The organism is Microbacterium foliorum, from assembly GCF_003367705.1.
Taxonomy (GTDB): Bacteria; Actinomycetota; Actinomycetes; order Actinomycetales; family Microbacteriaceae; genus Microbacterium; species Microbacterium foliorum.
Genome location: NZ_CP031425.1, coordinates 3,446,728 through 3,465,415 on the forward strand (window position 1 = coordinate 3,446,728; position 18,688 = coordinate 3,465,415).

19 protein-coding genes are annotated in these 18,688 nt (G+C 69.0%); 13 read left to right on the forward strand and 6 right to left on the reverse strand.

The genetic code is table 11. The features are described from left to right. Positions 1-8: 8 nt before the first annotated feature. The gene (locus tag DXT68_RS16240; RefSeq protein WP_045252868.1) at positions 9-917 is read left to right on the forward strand and encodes a DMT family transporter; all 909 of its coding nucleotides are present in this window, start codon (positions 9-11) and stop codon (positions 915-917) included. On the opposite strand, the gene DXT68_RS16245 is transcribed toward DXT68_RS16240, so the two are convergent. Next, positions 907-1,926, reverse strand: coding sequence for a zinc-dependent alcohol dehydrogenase family protein (locus DXT68_RS16245; protein WP_045252869.1), 1,020 nt, complete (start codon positions 1,924-1,926; stop codon positions 907-909). The genes DXT68_RS16240 and DXT68_RS16245 overlap by 11 nt on opposite strands. A 115-nt stretch (positions 1,927-2,041) precedes the next feature. Between DXT68_RS16245 and DXT68_RS16250 the strand changes: the two genes are divergently transcribed. The 4 genes from DXT68_RS16250 to DXT68_RS16265 all read left to right on the forward strand — a co-directional run bounded on the left by DXT68_RS16250 (position 2,042) and on the right by DXT68_RS16265 (position 4,570). Continuing rightward, on the forward strand, positions 2,042-2,701 hold the full coding sequence (locus DXT68_RS16250) for a GTP cyclohydrolase II (protein WP_045252870.1): 660 nt from the start codon (positions 2,042-2,044) through the stop codon (positions 2,699-2,701). Positions 2,702-2,727: 26 nt separating this feature from the next. Beyond that, on the forward strand, positions 2,728-3,186 hold the full coding sequence (locus DXT68_RS16255; protein WP_052677597.1) for a MarR family winged helix-turn-helix transcriptional regulator: 459 nt from the start codon (positions 2,728-2,730) through the stop codon (positions 3,184-3,186). A gap of 75 nt (positions 3,187-3,261) precedes the next feature. After that, positions 3,262-4,149, forward strand: a complete 888-nt coding sequence (locus DXT68_RS16260; RefSeq protein WP_045252872.1) for a helix-turn-helix transcriptional regulator — start codon at positions 3,262-3,264, stop codon at positions 4,147-4,149. A gap of 145 nt (positions 4,150-4,294) precedes the next feature. After that, entirely contained in the window at positions 4,295-4,570 is a 276-nt protein-coding gene (locus DXT68_RS16265) for a helix-turn-helix domain-containing protein (protein ID WP_244268099.1), read from the forward strand. 148 nt (positions 4,571-4,718) lie between these two features. Here the strand turns inward: DXT68_RS16265 and DXT68_RS16270 are convergent, their stop codons facing one another. Both DXT68_RS16270 and DXT68_RS16275 read right to left on the reverse strand, forming a co-directional pair. Then, positions 4,719-5,312 carry a ClpP family protease gene (locus DXT68_RS16270; protein WP_045252874.1) on the reverse strand — a complete coding sequence of 198 codons (594 nt, stop codon included), beginning with the start codon at positions 5,310-5,312 and terminating at the stop codon, positions 4,719-4,721. After that, on the reverse strand, positions 5,309-5,923 hold the full coding sequence (locus tag DXT68_RS16275) for a ClpP family protease (protein ID WP_045252875.1): 615 nt from the start codon (positions 5,921-5,923) through the stop codon (positions 5,309-5,311). Before DXT68_RS16275 ends, DXT68_RS16270 begins: the two co-directional genes overlap by 4 nt. Positions 5,924-6,061: 138 nt before the next feature. On the opposite strand from DXT68_RS16275, the gene DXT68_RS16280 reads away from it, so the two are divergent. Beyond that, positions 6,062-6,529, forward strand: a complete 468-nt coding sequence (locus DXT68_RS16280) for an acyl-CoA thioesterase (protein WP_082068796.1) — start codon at positions 6,062-6,064, stop codon at positions 6,527-6,529. A 171-nt stretch (positions 6,530-6,700) separates the two neighbouring features. Here DXT68_RS16280 and DXT68_RS16285 read toward each other — a convergent pair whose 3' ends face one another. Then, complete coding sequence (locus tag DXT68_RS16285) at positions 6,701-7,939, reverse strand: trans-sulfuration enzyme family protein (RefSeq protein WP_115760524.1); 1,239 nt, start codon at positions 7,937-7,939, stop codon at positions 6,701-6,703. Positions 7,940-8,042: 103 nt separating this feature from the next. Between DXT68_RS16285 and DXT68_RS16290 the strand changes: the two genes are divergently transcribed. Together DXT68_RS16290 and DXT68_RS16295 are read left to right on the forward strand one after the other, a co-directional pair. Continuing rightward, positions 8,043-8,519, forward strand: coding sequence for an Lrp/AsnC family transcriptional regulator (locus tag DXT68_RS16290; protein ID WP_045252807.1), 477 nt, complete (start codon positions 8,043-8,045; stop codon positions 8,517-8,519). Between the two features lie 52 nt (positions 8,520-8,571). After that, positions 8,572-10,281 (forward strand): AMP-binding protein, encoded by a 1,710-nt coding sequence (locus DXT68_RS16295; RefSeq protein ID WP_045252808.1) that lies wholly within the window; start codon positions 8,572-8,574, stop codon positions 10,279-10,281. Positions 10,282-10,352: 71 nt separating this feature from the next. On the opposite strand, the gene DXT68_RS16300 is transcribed toward DXT68_RS16295, so the two are convergent. Further along, the gene (locus tag DXT68_RS16300; RefSeq protein ID WP_156149237.1) at positions 10,353-10,778 is read right to left on the reverse strand and encodes a hypothetical protein; all 426 of its coding nucleotides are present in this window, start codon (positions 10,776-10,778) and stop codon (positions 10,353-10,355) included. Between the two features lie 161 nt (positions 10,779-10,939). Further along, a complete protein-coding gene (locus DXT68_RS16305; RefSeq protein WP_045252810.1) occupies positions 10,940-12,412 on the reverse strand; it encodes an MATE family efflux transporter in 1,473 nt (490 codons plus the stop codon). A gap of 326 nt (positions 12,413-12,738) precedes the next feature. Here DXT68_RS16305 and chvE point away from each other — a divergent pair, with 326 nt between their 5' ends. From chvE to DXT68_RS16330, 5 genes are all read left to right on the forward strand, one after another. Continuing rightward, positions 12,739-13,893: a multiple monosaccharide ABC transporter substrate-binding protein gene (gene chvE / locus DXT68_RS16310; RefSeq protein ID WP_045252835.1), complete on the forward strand. Its 1,155-nt coding sequence runs from the start codon at positions 12,739-12,741 to the stop codon at positions 13,891-13,893. A gap of 64 nt (positions 13,894-13,957) precedes the next feature. Then, complete coding sequence (gene mmsA / locus DXT68_RS16315) at positions 13,958-15,499, forward strand: multiple monosaccharide ABC transporter ATP-binding protein (RefSeq protein ID WP_045252811.1); 1,542 nt, start codon at positions 13,958-13,960, stop codon at positions 15,497-15,499. Further along, a complete protein-coding gene (gene mmsB, locus DXT68_RS16320; protein ID WP_045252812.1) occupies positions 15,496-16,674 on the forward strand; it encodes a multiple monosaccharide ABC transporter permease in 1,179 nt (392 codons plus the stop codon). Before mmsA ends, mmsB begins: the two co-directional genes overlap by 4 nt. 37 nt (positions 16,675-16,711) lie before the next feature. Further along, positions 16,712-17,890 carry an ROK family transcriptional regulator gene (locus tag DXT68_RS16325; protein ID WP_045252813.1) on the forward strand — a complete coding sequence of 393 codons (1,179 nt, stop codon included), beginning with the start codon at positions 16,712-16,714 and terminating at the stop codon, positions 17,888-17,890. Continuing rightward, positions 17,887-18,663 carry an ATP-binding cassette domain-containing protein gene (locus tag DXT68_RS16330; protein ID WP_230111174.1) on the forward strand — a complete coding sequence of 259 codons (777 nt, stop codon included), beginning with the start codon at positions 17,887-17,889 and terminating at the stop codon, positions 18,661-18,663. The genes DXT68_RS16325 and DXT68_RS16330 overlap by 4 nt, the downstream gene beginning before the upstream one ends. Positions 18,664-18,688: the final 25 nt, after the last annotated feature.

The window sequence follows — 18,688 nt, forward strand, 5'->3', positions numbered from 1 at the left end:
GGACCCGCATGTCCACTCGATTCCGCTGGATGGGGCTCCATCGGCAGGAGGTCGCACTCATCGCCGTGACGGCGGTCTGGGGCAGCACCTTCCTGCTCGTGCACTGGGCGATGCAGCACTCGGGCCCGTGGTTCTTCGTCGGCATCCGATTCCTCGTCGCCGGGGTGATCAGCATCGTGATCTTCCGGGGCGCTCTGCGCGGCATCCGCTGGCGCGACATCGGGGCGGGAGCCGCGATCGGCGTGATGATCCACCTGGGCTACGGACTGCAGACCGTGGGGCTGCAGACCATCGACTCGAGCACATCGGCCTTCATCACCGCGATGTACATCCCGCTCGTGCCGCTCGCGCAGTGGGCGGTGTTCCGCAAGCGTCCGCCGGCGATGGCGTTCGTCGGCGCGGGACTCGCGTTCCTCGGGCTGCTGCTCATCGCCGGCCCCGACGCGTTCGCGCTGACGCTGGGGTCGGGCGAGATCCTCACGATGATCAGCACCCTGCCGATCGCGGCCGAGATCATCCTGATCAGCGTGTTCGCCGGCAGGATCGACCTCGGCCGCATCACCATCATCCAGCTCCTCACCGCCGGGGTGCTCGGCATCCTGACCATGCCGGTCGTCGGTGAGGGGCTCCCCGAGTTCTCGTGGATCTGGGTCGGCTGCGCGGTCGGACTCGGGGCGGCGAGCTGCATCATCCAGCTCACGATGAACTGGGCGCAGAAGTCGGTCTCGCCGACCCGTGCGACGATCATCTACGCGGGCGAGCCGGTGTGGGCGGCCGCGATCGGACGCATCGCCGGCGAGCGACTGCCCGCCGCGGCGCTGATCGGCGGCGCACTCGTCGTGCTCGGCATCCTGGCCAGCGAGCTCCGACTCGTGCGCCGCCGCGATCGGGCCGTCGAGGGTCGGCTCAGACCGTGAGCAGCACCTTGGTGGCGCGTCGCTCGTCCATGGCGCGATAGCCCTCAGCGGCATCCTCGAGCGGCAGCGTGAGGTCGAACACCCGGCCGGGGTCGATCCTGCGATCCCAGATGAGCTGGATCAGCTCGGGGAGGAAGCGACGAACCGGAGCAGGGCCGCCGTGCAGGTGCACGCCCGAGAAGAAGAGCTCCTCACCGGGCAGCGCGACATCGTGCGAGACCCCGACGTATCCGACGTGACCGCCGGGGCGGGTCGCGCGGATCGCCTGCATCATCGACTCCTGCGTGCCGACGGCCTCGATCACCGAGTGCGCGCCGAGACCGTTCGTGAGCTCCTTGATGCGGGCGACGCCCTCGTCTCCGCGCTCTTCGACGATGTCGGTCGCGCCGAACTCGCGCGCCAGCGCCTGACGGTCGGCGTGCCGGCTCATCGCGATGATCCGCTCGGCGCCGAGCTCACGCGCGGCGAGCACGCCGAGCAGACCCACTGCTCCGTCACCGACCACGGCGACGGTCTTGCCGGGGCCGACCTCTGCGGCGACGGCGGCGAACCATCCGGTGCCCAGCACGTCGGATGCCGCGAGCAGCGAGGGGATCAGATCGGCGTCGGGCTGCCCCGGCGTCGCGACGAGAGTGCCGTCGGCGTGCGGGATCAGCGAGTACTCGGCCTGGGTGCCGAATCGGCCCATCGGCACCACGTGCACGCAGCGCGACTGGTATCCGGCCCGGCAGATCTCGCAGGTGTTGTCGGAGGCCATGAATGAGCCGACGACGAAGTCACCCACGTTCACCGTCTTCACGTCGGCACCGATCTCCTCGACGATGCCGACGTACTCGTGGCCCATCGGGTCGTGATCGACCTCGTTCGCGCCCCGGTAGGGCCACAGGTCGGATCCGCAGATGCAGGTCGCGGCGATCCTGATCACGGCGTCGGTCGGACGGGTGATGGTCGGTTTCTCGCGGTCCTCGACGCGCACGTCGCCGGGTGCGTACATGACTACTCCACGCATGAGTGTGCTCCTTCGATGTCGAGGTTCCAGTCAACTCCTTCTGTCGCGTGCGCGGGAGGTTCTGATGAGACACCCTTCGCGGGAATAGTCGGGCGCGCGGAGCGTTTCACCCCACATGATTGAAATTTCAACCGTCGTCCCGGTCGCCACGGAGCGCACCCGGGTGCGCGTGCCGATGCGCTTCGCCGACGGGTTCTCGACCGCTGCCGACGTCGTGACGTTCGACGGACTGGTCGATGGCCGCGAGCACCTGCTCCTGGGCCTCGGCGACTGGAAGAGCGCGCTCGACCGTGCAGCCGCCGGCGGGAATGCGCCGCTCGTGCGCCCGCACAGCGAATGCCTGACCGGCGATGTGTTCGGATCCGAGCGCTGCGACTGCGGGCCGCAGCTGCGGGAGGCCGTCGAGCGCATCGCGAACGAGGGCGGATTCCTGCTCTACCTGCGCCAGGAAGGCCGAGGCATCGGCCTGTACGCCAAGCTCGACGCGTACGCGCTGCAGGACGCAGGGCTCGACACGTACGAGGCGAACGTGGCGCTCGGGCGTGGCGAGGACGAGCGCGACTACACGGTCGCGGCGCAGATGCTGCACGCGGTGGGTGCCGACAGCATCCGCCTGCTGAGCAACAACCCCGACAAGGCGACGCAGCTGGAATCCCTCGGGATCCGCGTCACCGAGCACGTGCGCACCGGTGTGCACCTGTCGGACGCGAACCACCGCTACCTCGAGGCCAAGCGCGACCACACCGCGCACACGCTCGATCTGTCCGCGGCGTGAGCACGGCGAGCATCGGGAGCGTGCAGATGACCGACCGGAGGCTCGACGACATCGAGATGCAGACGTGGCTGCCGACCATCCGGTTCGTCCAGCTGCTGCCGCAGGTGCTCGATCGCGCGCTGAAGGCCGAGACCGGACTCAAGCACGCGCACTACGCGATCCTCGTGACTCTGGCGGGCCAGGACGATCGCGCGATCCCGATGACCGAGCTCGCGCAGATCGCGGGGCTCAGCCGCTCGCGGCTCAGCCACACCATCGACTCGCTCGAAGAACGCGGATGGGTGACGCGCACCTCGTGCAGCACCGACAAGCGCACGCTGACCGCCGCGCTGACGGATGCCGGTCGCGAACTGCTCCGGGGAGCAGCCCCCGTGCACGTCGCGCAGATCCGTGAGCTGATCTTCGACCCGCTCACGGACGCAGAGCGGGAGCAGCTCGGCGCGATCGCGGCCAAGCTGCTCCCGGGTGTGACTGCGGCGCTCTGACTCAGACCTCTCGACGACGAGGGAGAGTCTGGTGGAACCTCCCTCGATGCTCTGGGGGGGCGTACCGTCGATCACATGGACACCCGCACCGAGGTCCGCGAATTCCTCTCGTCGAGGCGCGATCGCATCACCCCCGATCAGGCGGGCCTGCCCGCCTACGGCGGCAACCGGCGCGTACCGGGACTCCGCCGCGAAGAGGTGTCGCTGCTCGCCGGCGTCAGCGTCGACTACTACACCCGCCTCGAGCGCGGCGACCTCTCCGGGGTCTCCGACACGGTGCTCGACGCCCTCGCCCGCGCCCTGCAGCTCGACGAGGCCGAGACGGCGCACCTGTTCGACCTCGCCCGCACGGCCAACGCGTCACCGGTCGCCCGCACTCCGCGCAGGAAGGCTGCGACGCTGCGACCCAGCATCCTGCGCCTGCTCGACGCGATGACGGAGGCGCCGGCGATCGTGCGCAACAACTACTTCGACTACCTCGCGGCGAACGCACTGGGCCGCGCGCTCTACGCCCCGCTCTTCACGACCGCGGTGCCGAACAGCGCCCGCTTCGCGTTCCTCGACCCGGCCGCGCAGGAGTTCTACCCCGAGTGGGAGCGCAACACCCGGGAGCTCGTGGCCGCGATGCGCGGCGAGGCCGGACGCAACCCGTTCGACCGCACGCTCACCGACCTCGTGGGCGAGCTGTCGACGCGCAGCGAGCGGTTCCGCACCCTGTGGGCCGCGCACAACGTGCGCTTCCATCGCAGCGGCGTCAAGAGGATCAACCACCCCGTCGTGGGCGAGATGGAACTCACCTACGAGGCGTTCGAGCTGCCGGCCGACCCCGGCCTGCAGATGTCGACCTACACGGCCGAACCGGGGTCCGCATCGGAGGAGAAGCTGCGCATGCTCGCGAGCTGGGCGGCGACGGATGCTGCGGCATCTTCTGAGACCGCGTCGGCGGAGCGCACCGACGCGTGAGCGGAGCTTTCTGCTCTGAGCAGAACGGCTCGAATCCCTCGCTGACGGCGGATTATCGTGAGGCATGGCCGACCTCGTCCCGTTCCCTCGCGCATCTCGCTCTACCCGCCCTCGTCCCAGTGAGCCTGAACCCCTATGGCGCCAGATGGTCGGCGACCAGCTGCGACGCCGACGCCACCACCGCGACGAGACCCTGACCGAGACGGCCGGGAACGCCGGAGTCTCGCCCCAATACCTCTCTGAGGTCGAACGAGGACTCAAGGAGCCCTCGAGCGAGATGATCGCCGCGATCGCGGGTGCGCTCGACACGTCACTGATCGAGCTGACGAGCGCCGTCGCCGACGAGCTGCGCCAGACGACGGCGGCTCCGGCATCCGCTGCGGTGTCCGTCGCCCGCGGGGCCTTCGCCCTCGCAGCCTGACCCAATGCGCGCCCTCAGCGCCCTCACCCAGTGCCTCGCGGTGCGGGGTCGATGGTGCGGGGTCGATCGTGCACCGGATTTGGCCGTTTGGGATGCGTTATCAACCCCGCACCGCGGGCGGGATGCGTTATCGACCCCGCACCGCCCATCAGACGGCCCGCTCCCCCAGCACGGTGTCGATCAGTCCGTAGTCCAGCGCGGCGGATGCCGTGAAGACGCGGTCGCGATCGGTGTCGGCACGCAGCTCGGTCAGCGACCGCCCGCTGTGCCTGGCGAGGATCGCCTCCATGTCCGCACGCACCCGCACGACCTCGTCGGCCGCGAGGATCAGGTCGGGGATCGCCCCGCGCGACTGTCCGGCCGGTTGATGCAGCACGATCCGGGCATGGGCGAGTGCGGCGCGCTGCCCCGGTGCTCCGGCGGCGACGAGCAGCGCGGCGGGTCCGATCGCCTGCCCGACACAGGTCGTCGCGACGGCGGGGCGGATGTGCTGCATCGTGTCGTAGATCGCGAGCGCCGCCCCCGGGTCACCTCCTTCGCTGTTGATGTAGAACTGGATGCCGGAATCCTGACTGTCGGCATCCAGGTGCAGCAGCTGCGCGATCAGCGCGTTCGCGACCCCCGCATCGATCCCCGTGCCGAGATAGATGACCCTCTCCGCGAGCAGGTGCGAGTAGACGTCCATGACCCGGTCGCCCCGCGGATGCTGGGCGATGACGTTCGGGATCGTGTAGCCGCTCATGCGCTCGCCCCCAGTCCGACCCGAGCCCGTCGACGCGGCATGAGGTTCCCGAGCGAGGCGACGATCTCATCGATGAAGCCGTAGTCCTTCGCCTGCCCTGCGGTGTACCAGCGGTCGTGCAGCGAGTCCTCGAAGATGCGATCCACCGGCTGCCCGGTGTCGGCGGCGATCAGCCCGAGCACCGTGTCGCGCATGTGCCGAAGGTCGTCGGCCTGGGTCTCGATCTCGCCCGCCGATCCGCCGATGCCCGCAGACCCCTGATGCATCAGGATGCGCGCATGCGGCAGCGCGCGGCGCTTGCCCTTCGTGCCCGCCGAGAGCAGGAACTGCCCCGCGCTGCAGGCGAGCCCGAGCGCCAGCGTCGATACGTCGTTCGGCACCATGGTCATCAGGTCGCGGATCGCGAGCATCGACGGCACCGAGCCCCCGGGCGAGTGGATCCACAGGGCAATGTCGGTGGTCGGATCCTCGGCCGAGAGAGTCAGCAGCTGCGTCATGAGCAACGTGCCGTTGTCGTCGTCGAGTGCGCCGTCGAGCACGAGCACACGCTCGTGGAACAGGGCTCTTCTGGTCTCGGGGCCGAACTGCGGGATGCGGTTGTCTTCGCTCATGCGACCAGCATCCGCCGCCTCGCTCTGCCGCGGGGTGGAATCCGCTCGGGGCAGATCAGCCCTCGGCGGATCACCCCTCACGATGCACGGATGTGCAGGCGTAACCTTCCCGACTCACGAGGCTCCTACCCTCGGAGCATGGCGACGAACAAGACTCCCGAGTGGCAGTGGTCCGAGGACGGCATCAACTTCCGCACCCGCAAATGGGTCAAGCCCGAGGACCTGAACGCGAACGGCTCGCTGTTCGGCGGCAGCCTGCTGAAGTGGATCGACGAGGAGGCGGCGATCTACGCGATCGTCCAGCTCGGCAACTACCGGGCGGTGACCAAGCACATCTCGGAGATCAACTTCGAGGCGTCCGCTGTGCAGGGCGACCTGATCGAGATCGGCCTGCAGGCGACGCACTTCGGCACCACGTCACTGACCATGCGGGCCGTCGCCCGCAACATGATCACCCGCAAGCGCATCCTCACGATCGAGAAGATCGTGTTCGTGAGCCTGGATGACGACGGCCTGCCCACCCCGCACGGCTACAGCGAGATCACGTACAACCGTGACCGGATGCCGACCGAGCGCCTGGCCACGGGGACCATCCGCCTGCCGTAGGCCCGGTGCCCCGGCCACGCCGGCGGCCGGATGCAGGACCTCGGCACGGATGCAGGACCAGATCTGCCGGATCATCCTGCATCCATGCGTCGATCCTGCAGACGGCCCGGTCCCTCAGTCGATCCGGCAGACGGCCCGGTCCCTCAGTCGATCCGGCAGACGGCCGGTCCCTCAGTCGCGCCCGACCCCGACCCCGACCCCGACCCCGCGCCCGACCCCGACGAGTGTGCGCGCGGAGGGCAGTTCCGCGAACGCCCGCGCGAGGTCGGCGATCAGATCGTCGACGTTCTCCAGACCGATCGAGAGTCGCAGGACGTCGGCGTCGGGTCGCGCCTCCTCCGGGACCGGTCGGTGCGTGAGGGCGGCGGGATGCTGGATCAGAGAGTCGACGCCGCCCAGCGACACGGCGTGGGTGAACAGGGTGGTCGACGAGGTCACCGCGGATGCCGCGGCGAAGCCGCCCCGCATCCGCATCGCGATCATCGCCCCGGTGCCCCGCATCTGCCTCTCGAGGATGCCGGCGGGGTCGCCGTCGAGCCCCGGGTAGAAGACCTCGGCCACCTCGGGGCGATCCCCCAGCCACTGCACGATGCGTCGCGCGTTCTCCTGCTGCGCGCGCATCCGCACCGGCAGGGTGGTGAGTCCGCGGTGCAGCAGATAGGCGCCCAGCGGATGCAGCAGACCTCCCGTCACCGCCCGCACCCGGCGCAGGGCCTCGGCCGTCGTCTCGCTGCAGGCCACCACTCCGGCGATCACGTCGCCGTGGCCGCCCAGATACTTGGTCGCGCTGTGCAGCGACATGGCCGCGCCGTGATCGATCGGGTTCTGCAGCACCGGCGTCGCGAAGGTGTTGTCGACGACGACCGGCACGTCTCCCGCGCGAGCGACGACGGCGGCGATATCGGCGAGGTCGAGGGTCGGGTTCGCCGGAGTCTCGAGCACCACCAGACCCGTGTCCTGGCGGATCGCCGCGGCGACGTCGGCCGCCTCGCAGTAGGTCGTCTCGACGCCGAGGAGCCCCGACCCGAGCAGGTGGTCGGTGCCCCCGTAGAGCGGACGCACCGCCACCACGTGGTGCTTACCCGCCGCCGGACCGTGGGCGAGGATCACGGCGGTCATCGCCGCCATCCCCGACGCGAACGCGACCGACGCCTCGGCGTGCTCCAGTTCGGCGAGCGCGTCTTCGAACCGCGCGACGGTCGGATTCCAGAGGCGCGCATAGACGAGGCTGCCGTCGGCAGGTGGACGGCCCCCCGTCGCCATCGCCTCGTACGAATCGCCGCCCCGTTCGATGTCGGGAAGCGGATTGGTCGTCGAGAGGTCGATCGGCAGGGCGTGCACGCCGAGTCCGTCGAGGTCGGCGCGCCCGCTGTGCACGGCGAGGGTGTCTGGATGCAACGGTGCAGTCATGCTTCCACGTTGCCGGAAATGCGCTTTTGCCGCCGCGGTTCGACAGAATCACTCACTGCATCCGCCGATCTCGCTATTCTGAGCGGAACGGAGCTGCAGGGAGATGGTCACGTTGGCGAAAGCGCAACTCGACGAGGTCGATCTCGAGATCCTCGCCGTGCTCACCCGAGACGCCGAGGTCACCAACAAGGCGCTCGCCCGCGGCCTGGGTCTCGCCGAATCGACCTGCGCCCACCGGGTGCGCTCTCTGCGCGAACGAGGGATCATCCGCGACACCCGCATCAGGGTCGACGAGGCCGCCCTCGGATCGCCGCTGCAGGCGATCATCAAAGTGCGGCTGGCGAACCACACCGGCCCGAAGGTCACCGCACTGTTCGACGCGCTCGCCGGCATCCCCCGGGTGCTGCAGGTGTTCCACGTCGCGGGCGTCGACGACTTCCTGGTGCACGTCGCGGTGCAGGATGCCACGGCGCTGCGCGACATCGTGCTCGAGCACATCACGGTGCACCCCGTGGTGCGCGGTACCGAGACCCAACTGGTGTTCGAGCTGCGCGACGGCGCGGGTCTGCTCGCGCGCTGAGAGGATCGTGGGCGAGGATGGACACGTCGTCCGTCGAGCAAGGGAGCCCCTCATGAGCCGCAGCGCCACCGCAGCCACGACATCGGTCCGAGAGATGCGCGACTTCCTCTTCGCGAACGCCACCGACTACGCCGCGGCCCGCGACGGATTCTCGTGGCCGACACCCGCGACGTTCAACTTCGCACTGGAGTGGTTCGACGTCATCGCCGGCGAGAGGCCCGAGCGCCCGGCCGTGCAGATCGTCTCCGCCGACCTCACCCGCAGGTCGTGGACGTACGGCGAGCTGTCGGCGCGTTCCGACCAGGTCGCCGCGTGGCTCACCGGCATCGGCATCCGCCGGGGCGACCACGTGATCGTGATGCTCGGCAACACGATCGAGCTGTGGGAGGTGATGCTCGCGATCACCAAGATCGGGGCCGTGTCGATCCCCACCTCGACGCTGCTCTCGGCATCCGACCTCGCCTACCGCGTCGAGCACGGCCGCGCCCGCGCGATCGTGACGACGGGCGGACTCGCCGAGCGCATCGCCGACATCGACGCGCAGGTGCTGCGCATCGGGGTGGGCGACGGCATCCCCGAGGGGTGGACGCGCTTCGACGACTCGACCACCGCGCCGACGACGTTCGAGCCGGATGCACCGACCCCCGCCGACGCCACGGCCCTGCTCTACTTCACGAGCGGCACCACCAGCCGTCCGAAGCTCGTGCAGCACACGCACGTCTCGTACCCGATCGGGCACCTGTCGACGATGTGGTGGCTGGGCGTGCGTCCCGACGACGTGCACCTCAACATCTCGTCACCCGGCTGGGCCAAGCACGCCTGGTCGAGCTTCTACTCGCCGTTCCTCGCCGAGGCCACGGTGTTCGTGTACAACTACGACCGCTTCGACGCGAACACTCTCATGCAGGTCATGGACACCCACCACGTCTCGACGTTCTGCGCCCCGCCGACGGTCTGGCGCATGCTGATCCAGGCGGATCTCGGGCGCCTCACCCACCCGCCGCGCGAACTCGTCGGCGCCGGCGAACCGCTGAATCCCGAGGTCATCGACCGCGTGCGCGACGCCTGGGGCGGCACGATCCGCGACGGATTCGGGCAGACCGAGATGACGGCCTGCGTCGGCAACTCCCCCGGTCAGGTCGTGAAGGTCGGCTCGATGGGCCGCCCCCTTCCCGGTTACCCGGTCGTGCTGCTTGACCCCGCGACCGGCGAGCTCGCCGACGCCGAGGGCGAGATCGCGCTGGACCTCGCGCATCCGCCCACAGGGCTCATGGCCGGGTACTACGACGATCCCGAGAAGACGGCCGAGTCGCGGATGGGCGGCTATCACCACACCGGTGACATCGCGCAGCGGGATGCCGACGGCTACCTCACCTACATCGGTCGCGCCGACGACGTCTTCAAGGCATCGGACTACAAGATCTCACCGTTCGAGCTCGAGTCGGTGCTGCTGGAGCACGACCTCGTGGTCGAGGCGGCGGTGATTCCCAGCCCCGATCCCACGCGGCTGGCGGTGCCCAAGGCGTATGTCTGCCTGCGGGCGGATGCGGCGGTCGACGACACCGCGGCCGCACGGTCGATCTTCGCGTACGCCCACGACCGACTCTCCGCCCATCTGCGGGTGCGCATCATCGAGTTCGTGCCCGAGCTGCCCAAGACGATCTCGGGCAAGATCCGCCGGGTGGAGCTGCGGGCGCGCGAGAGCGAGCGCGTCGCCTCGGGAGACGACGCGCGGCAGCACCTCGACCGCGACTACCGCTGAGCGGCAGCGCTGAGAATCGCCGCGCGACCACCGCTGAGCGGCATCGCTGAACGGCATCGCCGCGCGCTGTGTCAGCCGGCCAGCGCCGGCTGACTGCCCGTGCTGGTGGCCGGCTTCGTGCTGCGGGGCGTGGCGGATGCTGCACCTTCGGCGACCGTGACGGCATCGACGACCGCCGCGGCCCGAGCCTCACGCGCCGCCTGCCGTGCGGGTTCGCCGGCGTTCACGACCCCGCGCGCCACCGCTCCGATCACGAGCATCGCGACGAGCATGCCGCCCGACACGAGCATCGGCGTCCACTGGCTCGCGAACGACGCCGTCGAGCTGAGCAGGGCGCCGGGTATCCACAGGCCCACTGCTCCGCCGGCGAGTCCTGCCGCGCCGCGCATGATCGCGACGGCTGCGACGATCGCGCACAGTGCCGCGAACACCGCCCCGGCCATACCGATCGGCACCAGAATCGATGCCAGTTCGCTTGCCACTCTCGATGACGTCATCACGACCCCCCGGTCAACGGAACCTCCGTATGACCAACATTACGAAGTGTCGGCATTCCGGGCATCCGTCTCAAGGATGATGTTCTGCGATCGTGACGCCTCGCGCCGCGCCCGACGCGGCGAGCCGCCCGCCCCCGAGTCAACGCCGGGTCAACGCCGGGTCAGCGCCGGGTCAGCCAGGCGAACCGCGAGCCGCGCACCACCCGCACGGGCTGGGTGAGCACCGCATCGACGACCATGGATCCGTCGGTGGGTCCGACGATCGCGATGGCGGACGTCTCGGTGGACTCGACCGGGTCGACCGGCATGCGCGCGAGCGACCGGTGGGCGCGCACGTAGGCCGGAACCAGCAGCGTGATCGCCCCGAGCCACGCCAGCGGGTTGCTGAGAGCCACCCCCTCGAAGCCGATCAGTGCGCCCAGCACGACGGCCGCGCCCACCCGCATCACCAGCTCGATGACGCCGGTGACCGTGGGGATGAGGGTGTGGCCGAGTCCCTGCAGCGCGCCGCGGAGCACGAACAGCACCCCGAGCGCCCAGTAGCCGCATCCGTTGATGACGAGCATGAGGTGCGCGAGGCGCACGACCTCGTCGGACCCCTCCCCCACGAACAGCCGCACCATGGAGGTGCCGAACGCGATGATGAGCGCGCCGAGCAGGGCGCCCGTGATCACCGCCATCCAGGTGCCCTCGATGACTCCTCGGCGGATGCGGTCGGGCCGCCGACCGCCCAGATTCTGCGCCGCGTACATCGAGGACGCGAGTCCCAGCGACGACAGGAACGCCACCGCCAGACCGTCGACGCGGGAAGCCGTGGTGTACGCGGCGACCGCATCGGAGCCGAGGGTGTTCAGCGCGACCTGCACGGTGAGGGTGCCGATCGCGATGATCGACGCCTGGAACCCCATCGGCAGACCGAGCCGCAGGTGCTCGCGGACGTCGTCGCGGGAGACCCGCCAGTCCGCACGGCGCAGGTGCAGCATCGGCAGACGACGACGCACGAACTCGAGGCAGAGCACCACCGAGACCGCCTGTGCGATGACGGTGGCGAGCGCCGCGCCGCCCACGCCCCAGTCGAGCGGACCCACCATCAGCACGACCAGTGCGACGTTGAGGACGCACGAGACGGTGAGGAAGATCAGCGGGGTGCGGGAGTCGCCGATCGCACGGATGATCGCCGACAGGTAGTTGAAGAACATCGTCGCGCTCGCGCCGATGAAGCTGATCTGCGTGAAGGTCGTCGCCTCGGGCATGAGCTCTGCGGGCGTCTGGAGCAGATCGAGCAGGGGCGCCGCGATCAGCGGCGCGACGACGGTGAGGACCACACTCGTCGCACCGGTCAGGATCACGCCGGTCGCGACGGATCGCCGCACGGCAGCGCCGTCGCCCGCACCGAATGCCTGGGCGATGGGGATCGCGAAGCCGCTGGTGAGACCCCACGCGAATCCGATCAGCAGGAACAGCAGGCTGCCCGTCGCGCCGACGGCGGCGAGCGACTGCACGCCGAGGTGCCTGCCGACGACGACGGCGTCGGCGAACTGGTACATCTGCTGCACGACGTTGCCGAGCAGCAGCGGGATCGAGAACGAGAGGATGACGCGCCACGGGCGGCCCGTGGTGAGGGAGGTGGCCATGAGGGAGCGGCTCGCAGGACTGGGGATGATCGGGGGAGCGTTCAGGATATCGAATCGATTCGGGGCGGCGAAAGGGTCGATTCTCTCGGACCTGGCAACGCCGGTCTTGACTTCGAACCTCGAACCGAGCGGATCCGCGGACCGCGTGGGTTGACGTCAACAGCACCCTGCTCGCGGACGCACTCCCGGAAGTCACGAATTGATCACAGCCCCTTGACTTCGAGACTCGAACTCAAGGAAAGTGTCTCCGGAGCGAGTCCCGAATGGCCGGGATTCCGATCTCGGGCGATGGCGCCCACCACGCATGCACAGCGAAGGAGCTCGTGATGAAGAAGAAGTACGCACTGGCCGCACTCGGCCTGGTCGGGGCACTCGCCCTCGCCGGCTGTGGCGGAGGAGGAGCAGGCTCGACCGGCGGACCCGCAGGAGCAGAGGGCGCCGACAAGGGCGACATGCTCATCGGCGTCTCGATGCCGACCGAGACCTCGGAGCGCTGGATCGCCGACGGCGACGCGGTGCAGGCGGGCCTCGAGGATGCCGGGTACCAGGTCGAGCTGCAGTACGCCGGCGACGACATCCCCACTCAGGGTCAGCAGATCGACCAGATGATCACCAAGGGCGCCGACCTGCTCATCGTCGCGGCCATCGACGGCACCGCGCTGTCGTCGCAGCTCGACGCCGCGGCGGCCGCCAACATCCCGGTGATCTCCTACGACCGCCTGATCCGCGACAGCGAGCACGTCGACTTCTACGTGACCTTCGACAACTACAAGGTCGGCGTGCAGCAGGCCACCTCGCTGCTCGTCGGCCTCGGAGTCCTCGACGCCGACGGCAAGGAGACCGGCCAGAAGGGGCCCTTCAACATCGAGCTGTTCGCCGGCTCGCTCGACGACAACAACGCGCACTTCTTCTGGAAGGGCGCGATGGACACCCTGCAGCCGTTCATCGACGACGGCGTGCTCGCGGTTCCGTCCGGCCAGGTCGAGATCGAGCAGGCCGCGACCCTGCGCTGGCAGCAGGAGACCGCACAGAAGCGCATGGAGGATCTGCTGACCTCGACCTACGGCAACGGCACGAAGCTCGACGGAGTGCTGTCGCCGTACGACGGGCTCTCGCGCGGCATCATCACGGCGCTGCAGGGCACCGGCGGGTTCGGGGCCACCATCGCCGACGGCCTGCCCGTCGTCACGGGCCAGGATGCCGAGATCGCCTCCATCACGCTGATCGACAAGGGCGTGCAGTTCTCGTCGATCTTCAAGGACACCCGCAAGCTCGCCGAGCAGTCGGTCGTCGCCGCAGAGGCGATGCTCGAGGGCGATGAGCCCGAGGCGAACGACACCGAGACCTACGACAACGGGGTGAAGGTCGTGCCCTCGTACCTGCTGCAGTCCGACATCGTCTACAAGGACAACATCACCTCGCTCCTGGTCGACTCCGGCTACTGGACGCAGGCCGAGGTCGACTCGGGCGTCGCCGAATAGATCTCCCTCGGGGCGTGCTGCCGGACCGGCAGCACGCCCCACTCTCACGAAAGGACATCGGGTCATGACGACACCGGTTCTGCAGATGCGGGAGATCGAGAAGAGCTTCCCGGGTGTGAAGGCGCTCCAGGGCGTCAGCCTCGACGTGAACCGCGGCGAGATCCTCGCGATCTGCGGCGAGAACGGCGCGGGCAAGTCCACCCTCATGAAGGTGCTCTCCGGCGTCTATCCGCACGGCACGTACGACGGCGAGATCATCTACGAGGGCGAGGTGGCCGCCTTCGGCGCGATCACCGACTCCGAGCAGAAGGGGATCGTGATCATCCACCAGGAGCTCGCGCTGATCCCCTATCTGAGCGTCGCCGAGAACATCTTCCTCGGCAACGAGCGTCGGGCGAAGAACGGCCTCATCGACTGGGACAGGGCGAACGCCGAGGCATCCGCGCTCCTCGCACAGGTGGGGCTCGACGAGAACCCGGCCACGCCCGTCGCGCAGCTCGGCGTGGGAAAGCAGCAGCTCGTCGAGATCGCCAAGGCGCTGTCGAAGAACGTGCGCCTGCTGATCCTCGACGAGCCGACCGCCGCGCTCAACGACACCGATTCCGCGCACCTGCTCGATCTGCTTCGCCGGCTGCGCGACGAGGGCATGACGTCGATCATCATCTCGCACAAGCTCAACGAGATCGCCGAGATCGCCGACCGCACCACGATCATCCGCGACGGCAAGACGATCGAGACCCTCGACATGAAGGATCCCGCCTCGACCCAGGAGCGGATAATCCGGGGAATGGTCGGCCGCGATCTGGCCCACCGCTACCCCGAGCGCGTCTCGAACCCGGGCGAGGAGGTGCTGCGCATCGAGAACTGGTCGGTGAGCCACCCCACCCAGCCGGGACGCGTCATGGTCGACGACGCCTCTCTGTCGGTCCGCGCCGGAGAGGTCGTCGGCATCGCCGGTCTCATGGGCGCCGGACGCACGGAACTCGCGATGAGCGTGTTCGGGCGCACCTACGGACGCCATGCACGCGGCAAGGTCTTCGTCCGCGGCAAAGAGGTGAACACCTCGACGACGAGCGCCGCCATCCGTGCGGGCATCGCCTACGCCACCGAGGACCGCAAGCGATTCGGGCTCAACCTCATCGACGACATCCGGCACAACATCACCATGGCGTCACTGCGCCTGATCAGCCCCGGCGGATGGATCAATGCCAACCGCGAACTGCAGGTGGCGGAGCAGTACCGTGCCGAGCTGAACATCAAGACCCCCAGCGTGCTCCAGCTCGTCGGCAACCTCTCCGGAGGCAATCAGCAGAAGGTCGTGCTGAGCAAGTGGATCCAGACCGCACCCGACGTCCTGATCCTCGACGAGCCGACCCGCGGTATCGACGTCGGCGCGAAGTACGAGATCTACACGATCATCAATCGCCTGGTCGCGGCCGGCAAGGGAGTGCTGGTGATCTCCTCGGAGCTGCCCGAGCTCCTCGGCATCTGCGACCGCATCTACACCCTGGCCTTCGGCAGGATCACCGGTGAACTCCCCGCCGCAGAAGCCACACAGGAGAACCTCATGCAGCTCATGACCCTCGAAAGGACGGCCGCGCGATGACCGGCGTCAGCAACCTCTTCAGCCTCGCCACACGGAACCTCCGCCAGAGCGGCATCCTCGTCGCCTTCATCGCGATCGTCGCGTTCTTCGCGATCCTGAACCCGACGTTCCTCTCGCCGGGCAACCTCACGAACATCGTCCTCCAGTACTCCTACATCCTGATCCTCGCGATCGGCATGGTGATCGTCATCATCGCGGGCCACATCGATCTGTCCGTCGGCTCGGTGGTGGCGCTCACCGGTGCGACGGCCGCTGTCATCGTGATCCGCGGACAGCAGCCGTGGTGGGTGGGCGTTCTCGCGGCGATCGCCGTCGGGCTGCTCGTCGGGGCCTGGCAGGGCTTCTGGGTGGCGTACGTCGGCATCCCCGCCTTCATCGTGACGCTGGCCGGCATGCTCCTGTTCCGCGGACTCACCTTCATCGTGCTGAGCAACGTCTCGCTGTCGCCGTTCGGCGGCACCTACTACTCGATCGCCAACGGGTTCATAAACGGCTTGTTCGGCGGATACGGGGTCGACGTGTTCACTCTCGTGATCTTCGCGATCGGCGTCGTCGGCTACGCCGTCTGGCAGGTCCGCAGCCGCCGGTCGAAGCTCGCTCACCAACAGTCGGTCGAGGCACTGGGCTGGTTCGTCGCCAAGATCGCGATCGTGGCGGCCGTCGTGATGTGGTTCGGCTACCAGCTCTCCACCAGCCGCGGCCTGCCGTTCGTGCTGATCATCCTCGCGGTGCTGATCATCGCGTACTCGGTGATCACGCAGAAGAGCGTGTTCGGCCGCCACGTCTACGCGATCGGCGGCAACCTGCACGCGGCCCTGCTCAGCGGCGTGAACGTGCAGAGGGTCAACTTCTGGATCTTCGTGAACATGGGCATGCTCGCCGGAATCGCCGGGGTCGTGTTCTCGTCGCGCACGAACGGTGCCCAGCCGGGGGCGGGCAACATGTTCGAGCTCGACGCCATCGCCGCCTGCTTCATCGGCGGTGCGGCCGTCACCGGCGGTGTCGGCCGCGTGGGCGGGGCGATCGTCGGTGGCCTGATCATGGCGGTGATGAGCAACGGCATGCAGCTCATGGGTCTGGACCAGGCGACCCAGCAGGTGGTCAAGGGTCTCGTGCTGCTGATCGCGGTCGCCTTCGACGTCTGGAACAAGCGTCGGGCCGGTGCCGCCCGCTGACCGCGGCGACGGCATCGACGCGCGATAAGCTCCCGCTATGAGCAGATGGCCCGCGGGATCCCAGTCGGGGTTGCGCGAGGCCAACACGGCGAAGATCGTCGATGCGGTCAAGCGCTTCGGCGGGCTCACCCAGGTCGAGCTCGCCGAAGCGACCAGCCTCTCGACGGCCACCGTCTCGGCCATCGTGAAGGAGCTCGGCCTCTCGGGCCTCATCGAGACGCACCCGACCTCGCGCAGCGGACGCCGTGCGCAGCTCGTGACGATCGCTCGGCGGGCGGGCCTGGTCGCCGCCGTGCAGATCGGCAACCGCAGCATGCGCGTGCGGCTCTCCGACGTGGGACAGGACGTCCTGGCCGACCGGTCGATGCCGCTGCCGACGGACCACGCCGAAGACACGGTGCTCGATCGCATCACTCTTCTCATCATCGACATGCTCGGCATGATCGCCGCGGATGCCGACGATCTGATCGGCGTCTGCATCGCCCTGCCCGCACCGATCGACCCGGAGACGGGGCTGATCGCCTACAGCGGGGTGATGCGCCGATGGGAGACGCGGCCGGTCGCCGAGGTCGTCGAGCAGCGGATCGGCTGCCCCGTGCTCGTCGAGAAGGACGCGAACCTCGCCGCCCTCGCCGAGGCCACGCTGGGCACGGCGCGAGACGTGAAGGACAGCCTGTTCGTGCATGCTTCGTACACGGCGAGCGCCGGCGTGGTCCTGAATTCGCAGATCTACCGTGGACGCTCCGGAACGGCGGGCGAGATCGGCCATGTGCAGGTCGACCCCGCGGGATCCGTCTGCGCCTGCGGGCAGCGCGGCTGCCTCGAAACCGTGGCCGGGGCCGAAGCGGTCACCGCGCCCCTGCGCGCCACCTTCGGGCAGGTGACGTTCAAAGATGTCATCGCCCGCGCGGCCGCGGGCGACCCCGGGTGCGCGCGGGTCGTCGCCGACGCCGCGACCGCACTCGGACGCGTCGTGGCGGCCGCCCACCAGTCGCTCGCGCCCGAGGTGATCACGGTCGGGGGCGAGCTGGTCGACGCGGGGCCCATCTTCCTGCTGCCGTTCGCCGCCGCCGTCCGCGACAACGCGCCGCAGGGGCGGACTCCGCGGCGCGACCCTGTGCCCTCGTCGTTCGGCAGGGACGCCGTTCTCACCGGCGCGATCATCCACATCCTGCAGTCGACGGATCCGTCGCAGCTGCTCGAGGACCGCTCGTGAACATCACCGCGGCGCAGGCGGAGCCCCTGCTCACCCTGCGCGGGATCTCGATGCGCTTCGGGGCGGTCGAGGCCCTCACCGACGTCGACTTCACCGTGCATGCTCGTGAGGTGGTCGGCCTCATCGGAGACAACGCCGCCGGCAAGTCCACTCTGGCCAAGATCATCGCCGGGGCGTTGACGCCCACCTCGGGCGAGATCCGCATCGACGGCGAACGCGTCGACATCTCGAGGCCCGCGGAAGCCCATCGGCTCGGGATCGCCACGGTGTTCCAGGATCTCGCGGTGTGCGAGAACCTCGACGTCACGGCGAACGTCTTCCTCGGCCGCGAGCTGCGCACGCCGAGCGGGATGCTGCGCGAGGGCGAGATGGAGCAGTCGACGCGACAGGCTCTCAGCGACCTCGCCGCGAACATCCCCTCGATCCGCTCCGCTCTGAACACCCTGTCGGGCGGGCAGCGCCAGGCGGTCGCGATCGCCCGCACGCTCATCAGTCAGCCTCGCATCGTGATCCTCGACGAGCCGACGGCGTCGCTCAGCGTCGCGCAGACCGCCGACGTCCTCACGCACATCGAGCGGCTCCGCGAGCTCGGTCTCGGCGTGGTCTTCATCAGCCACAACATCGCCGATGTGCAGGCCGTGTCGGATCGGGTCGAAGTGCTCCGTCACGGACGCAACAACGGCTCGTTCGCGAGCCAGGACGCCGCGTACTCCGACCTCATCGCGGCGATCATCGGCACCTACCGCGCCCCCTCCTCCGCGTCGTCGGGCTGAGCCGGGCACCCGCGCGACGACGTGT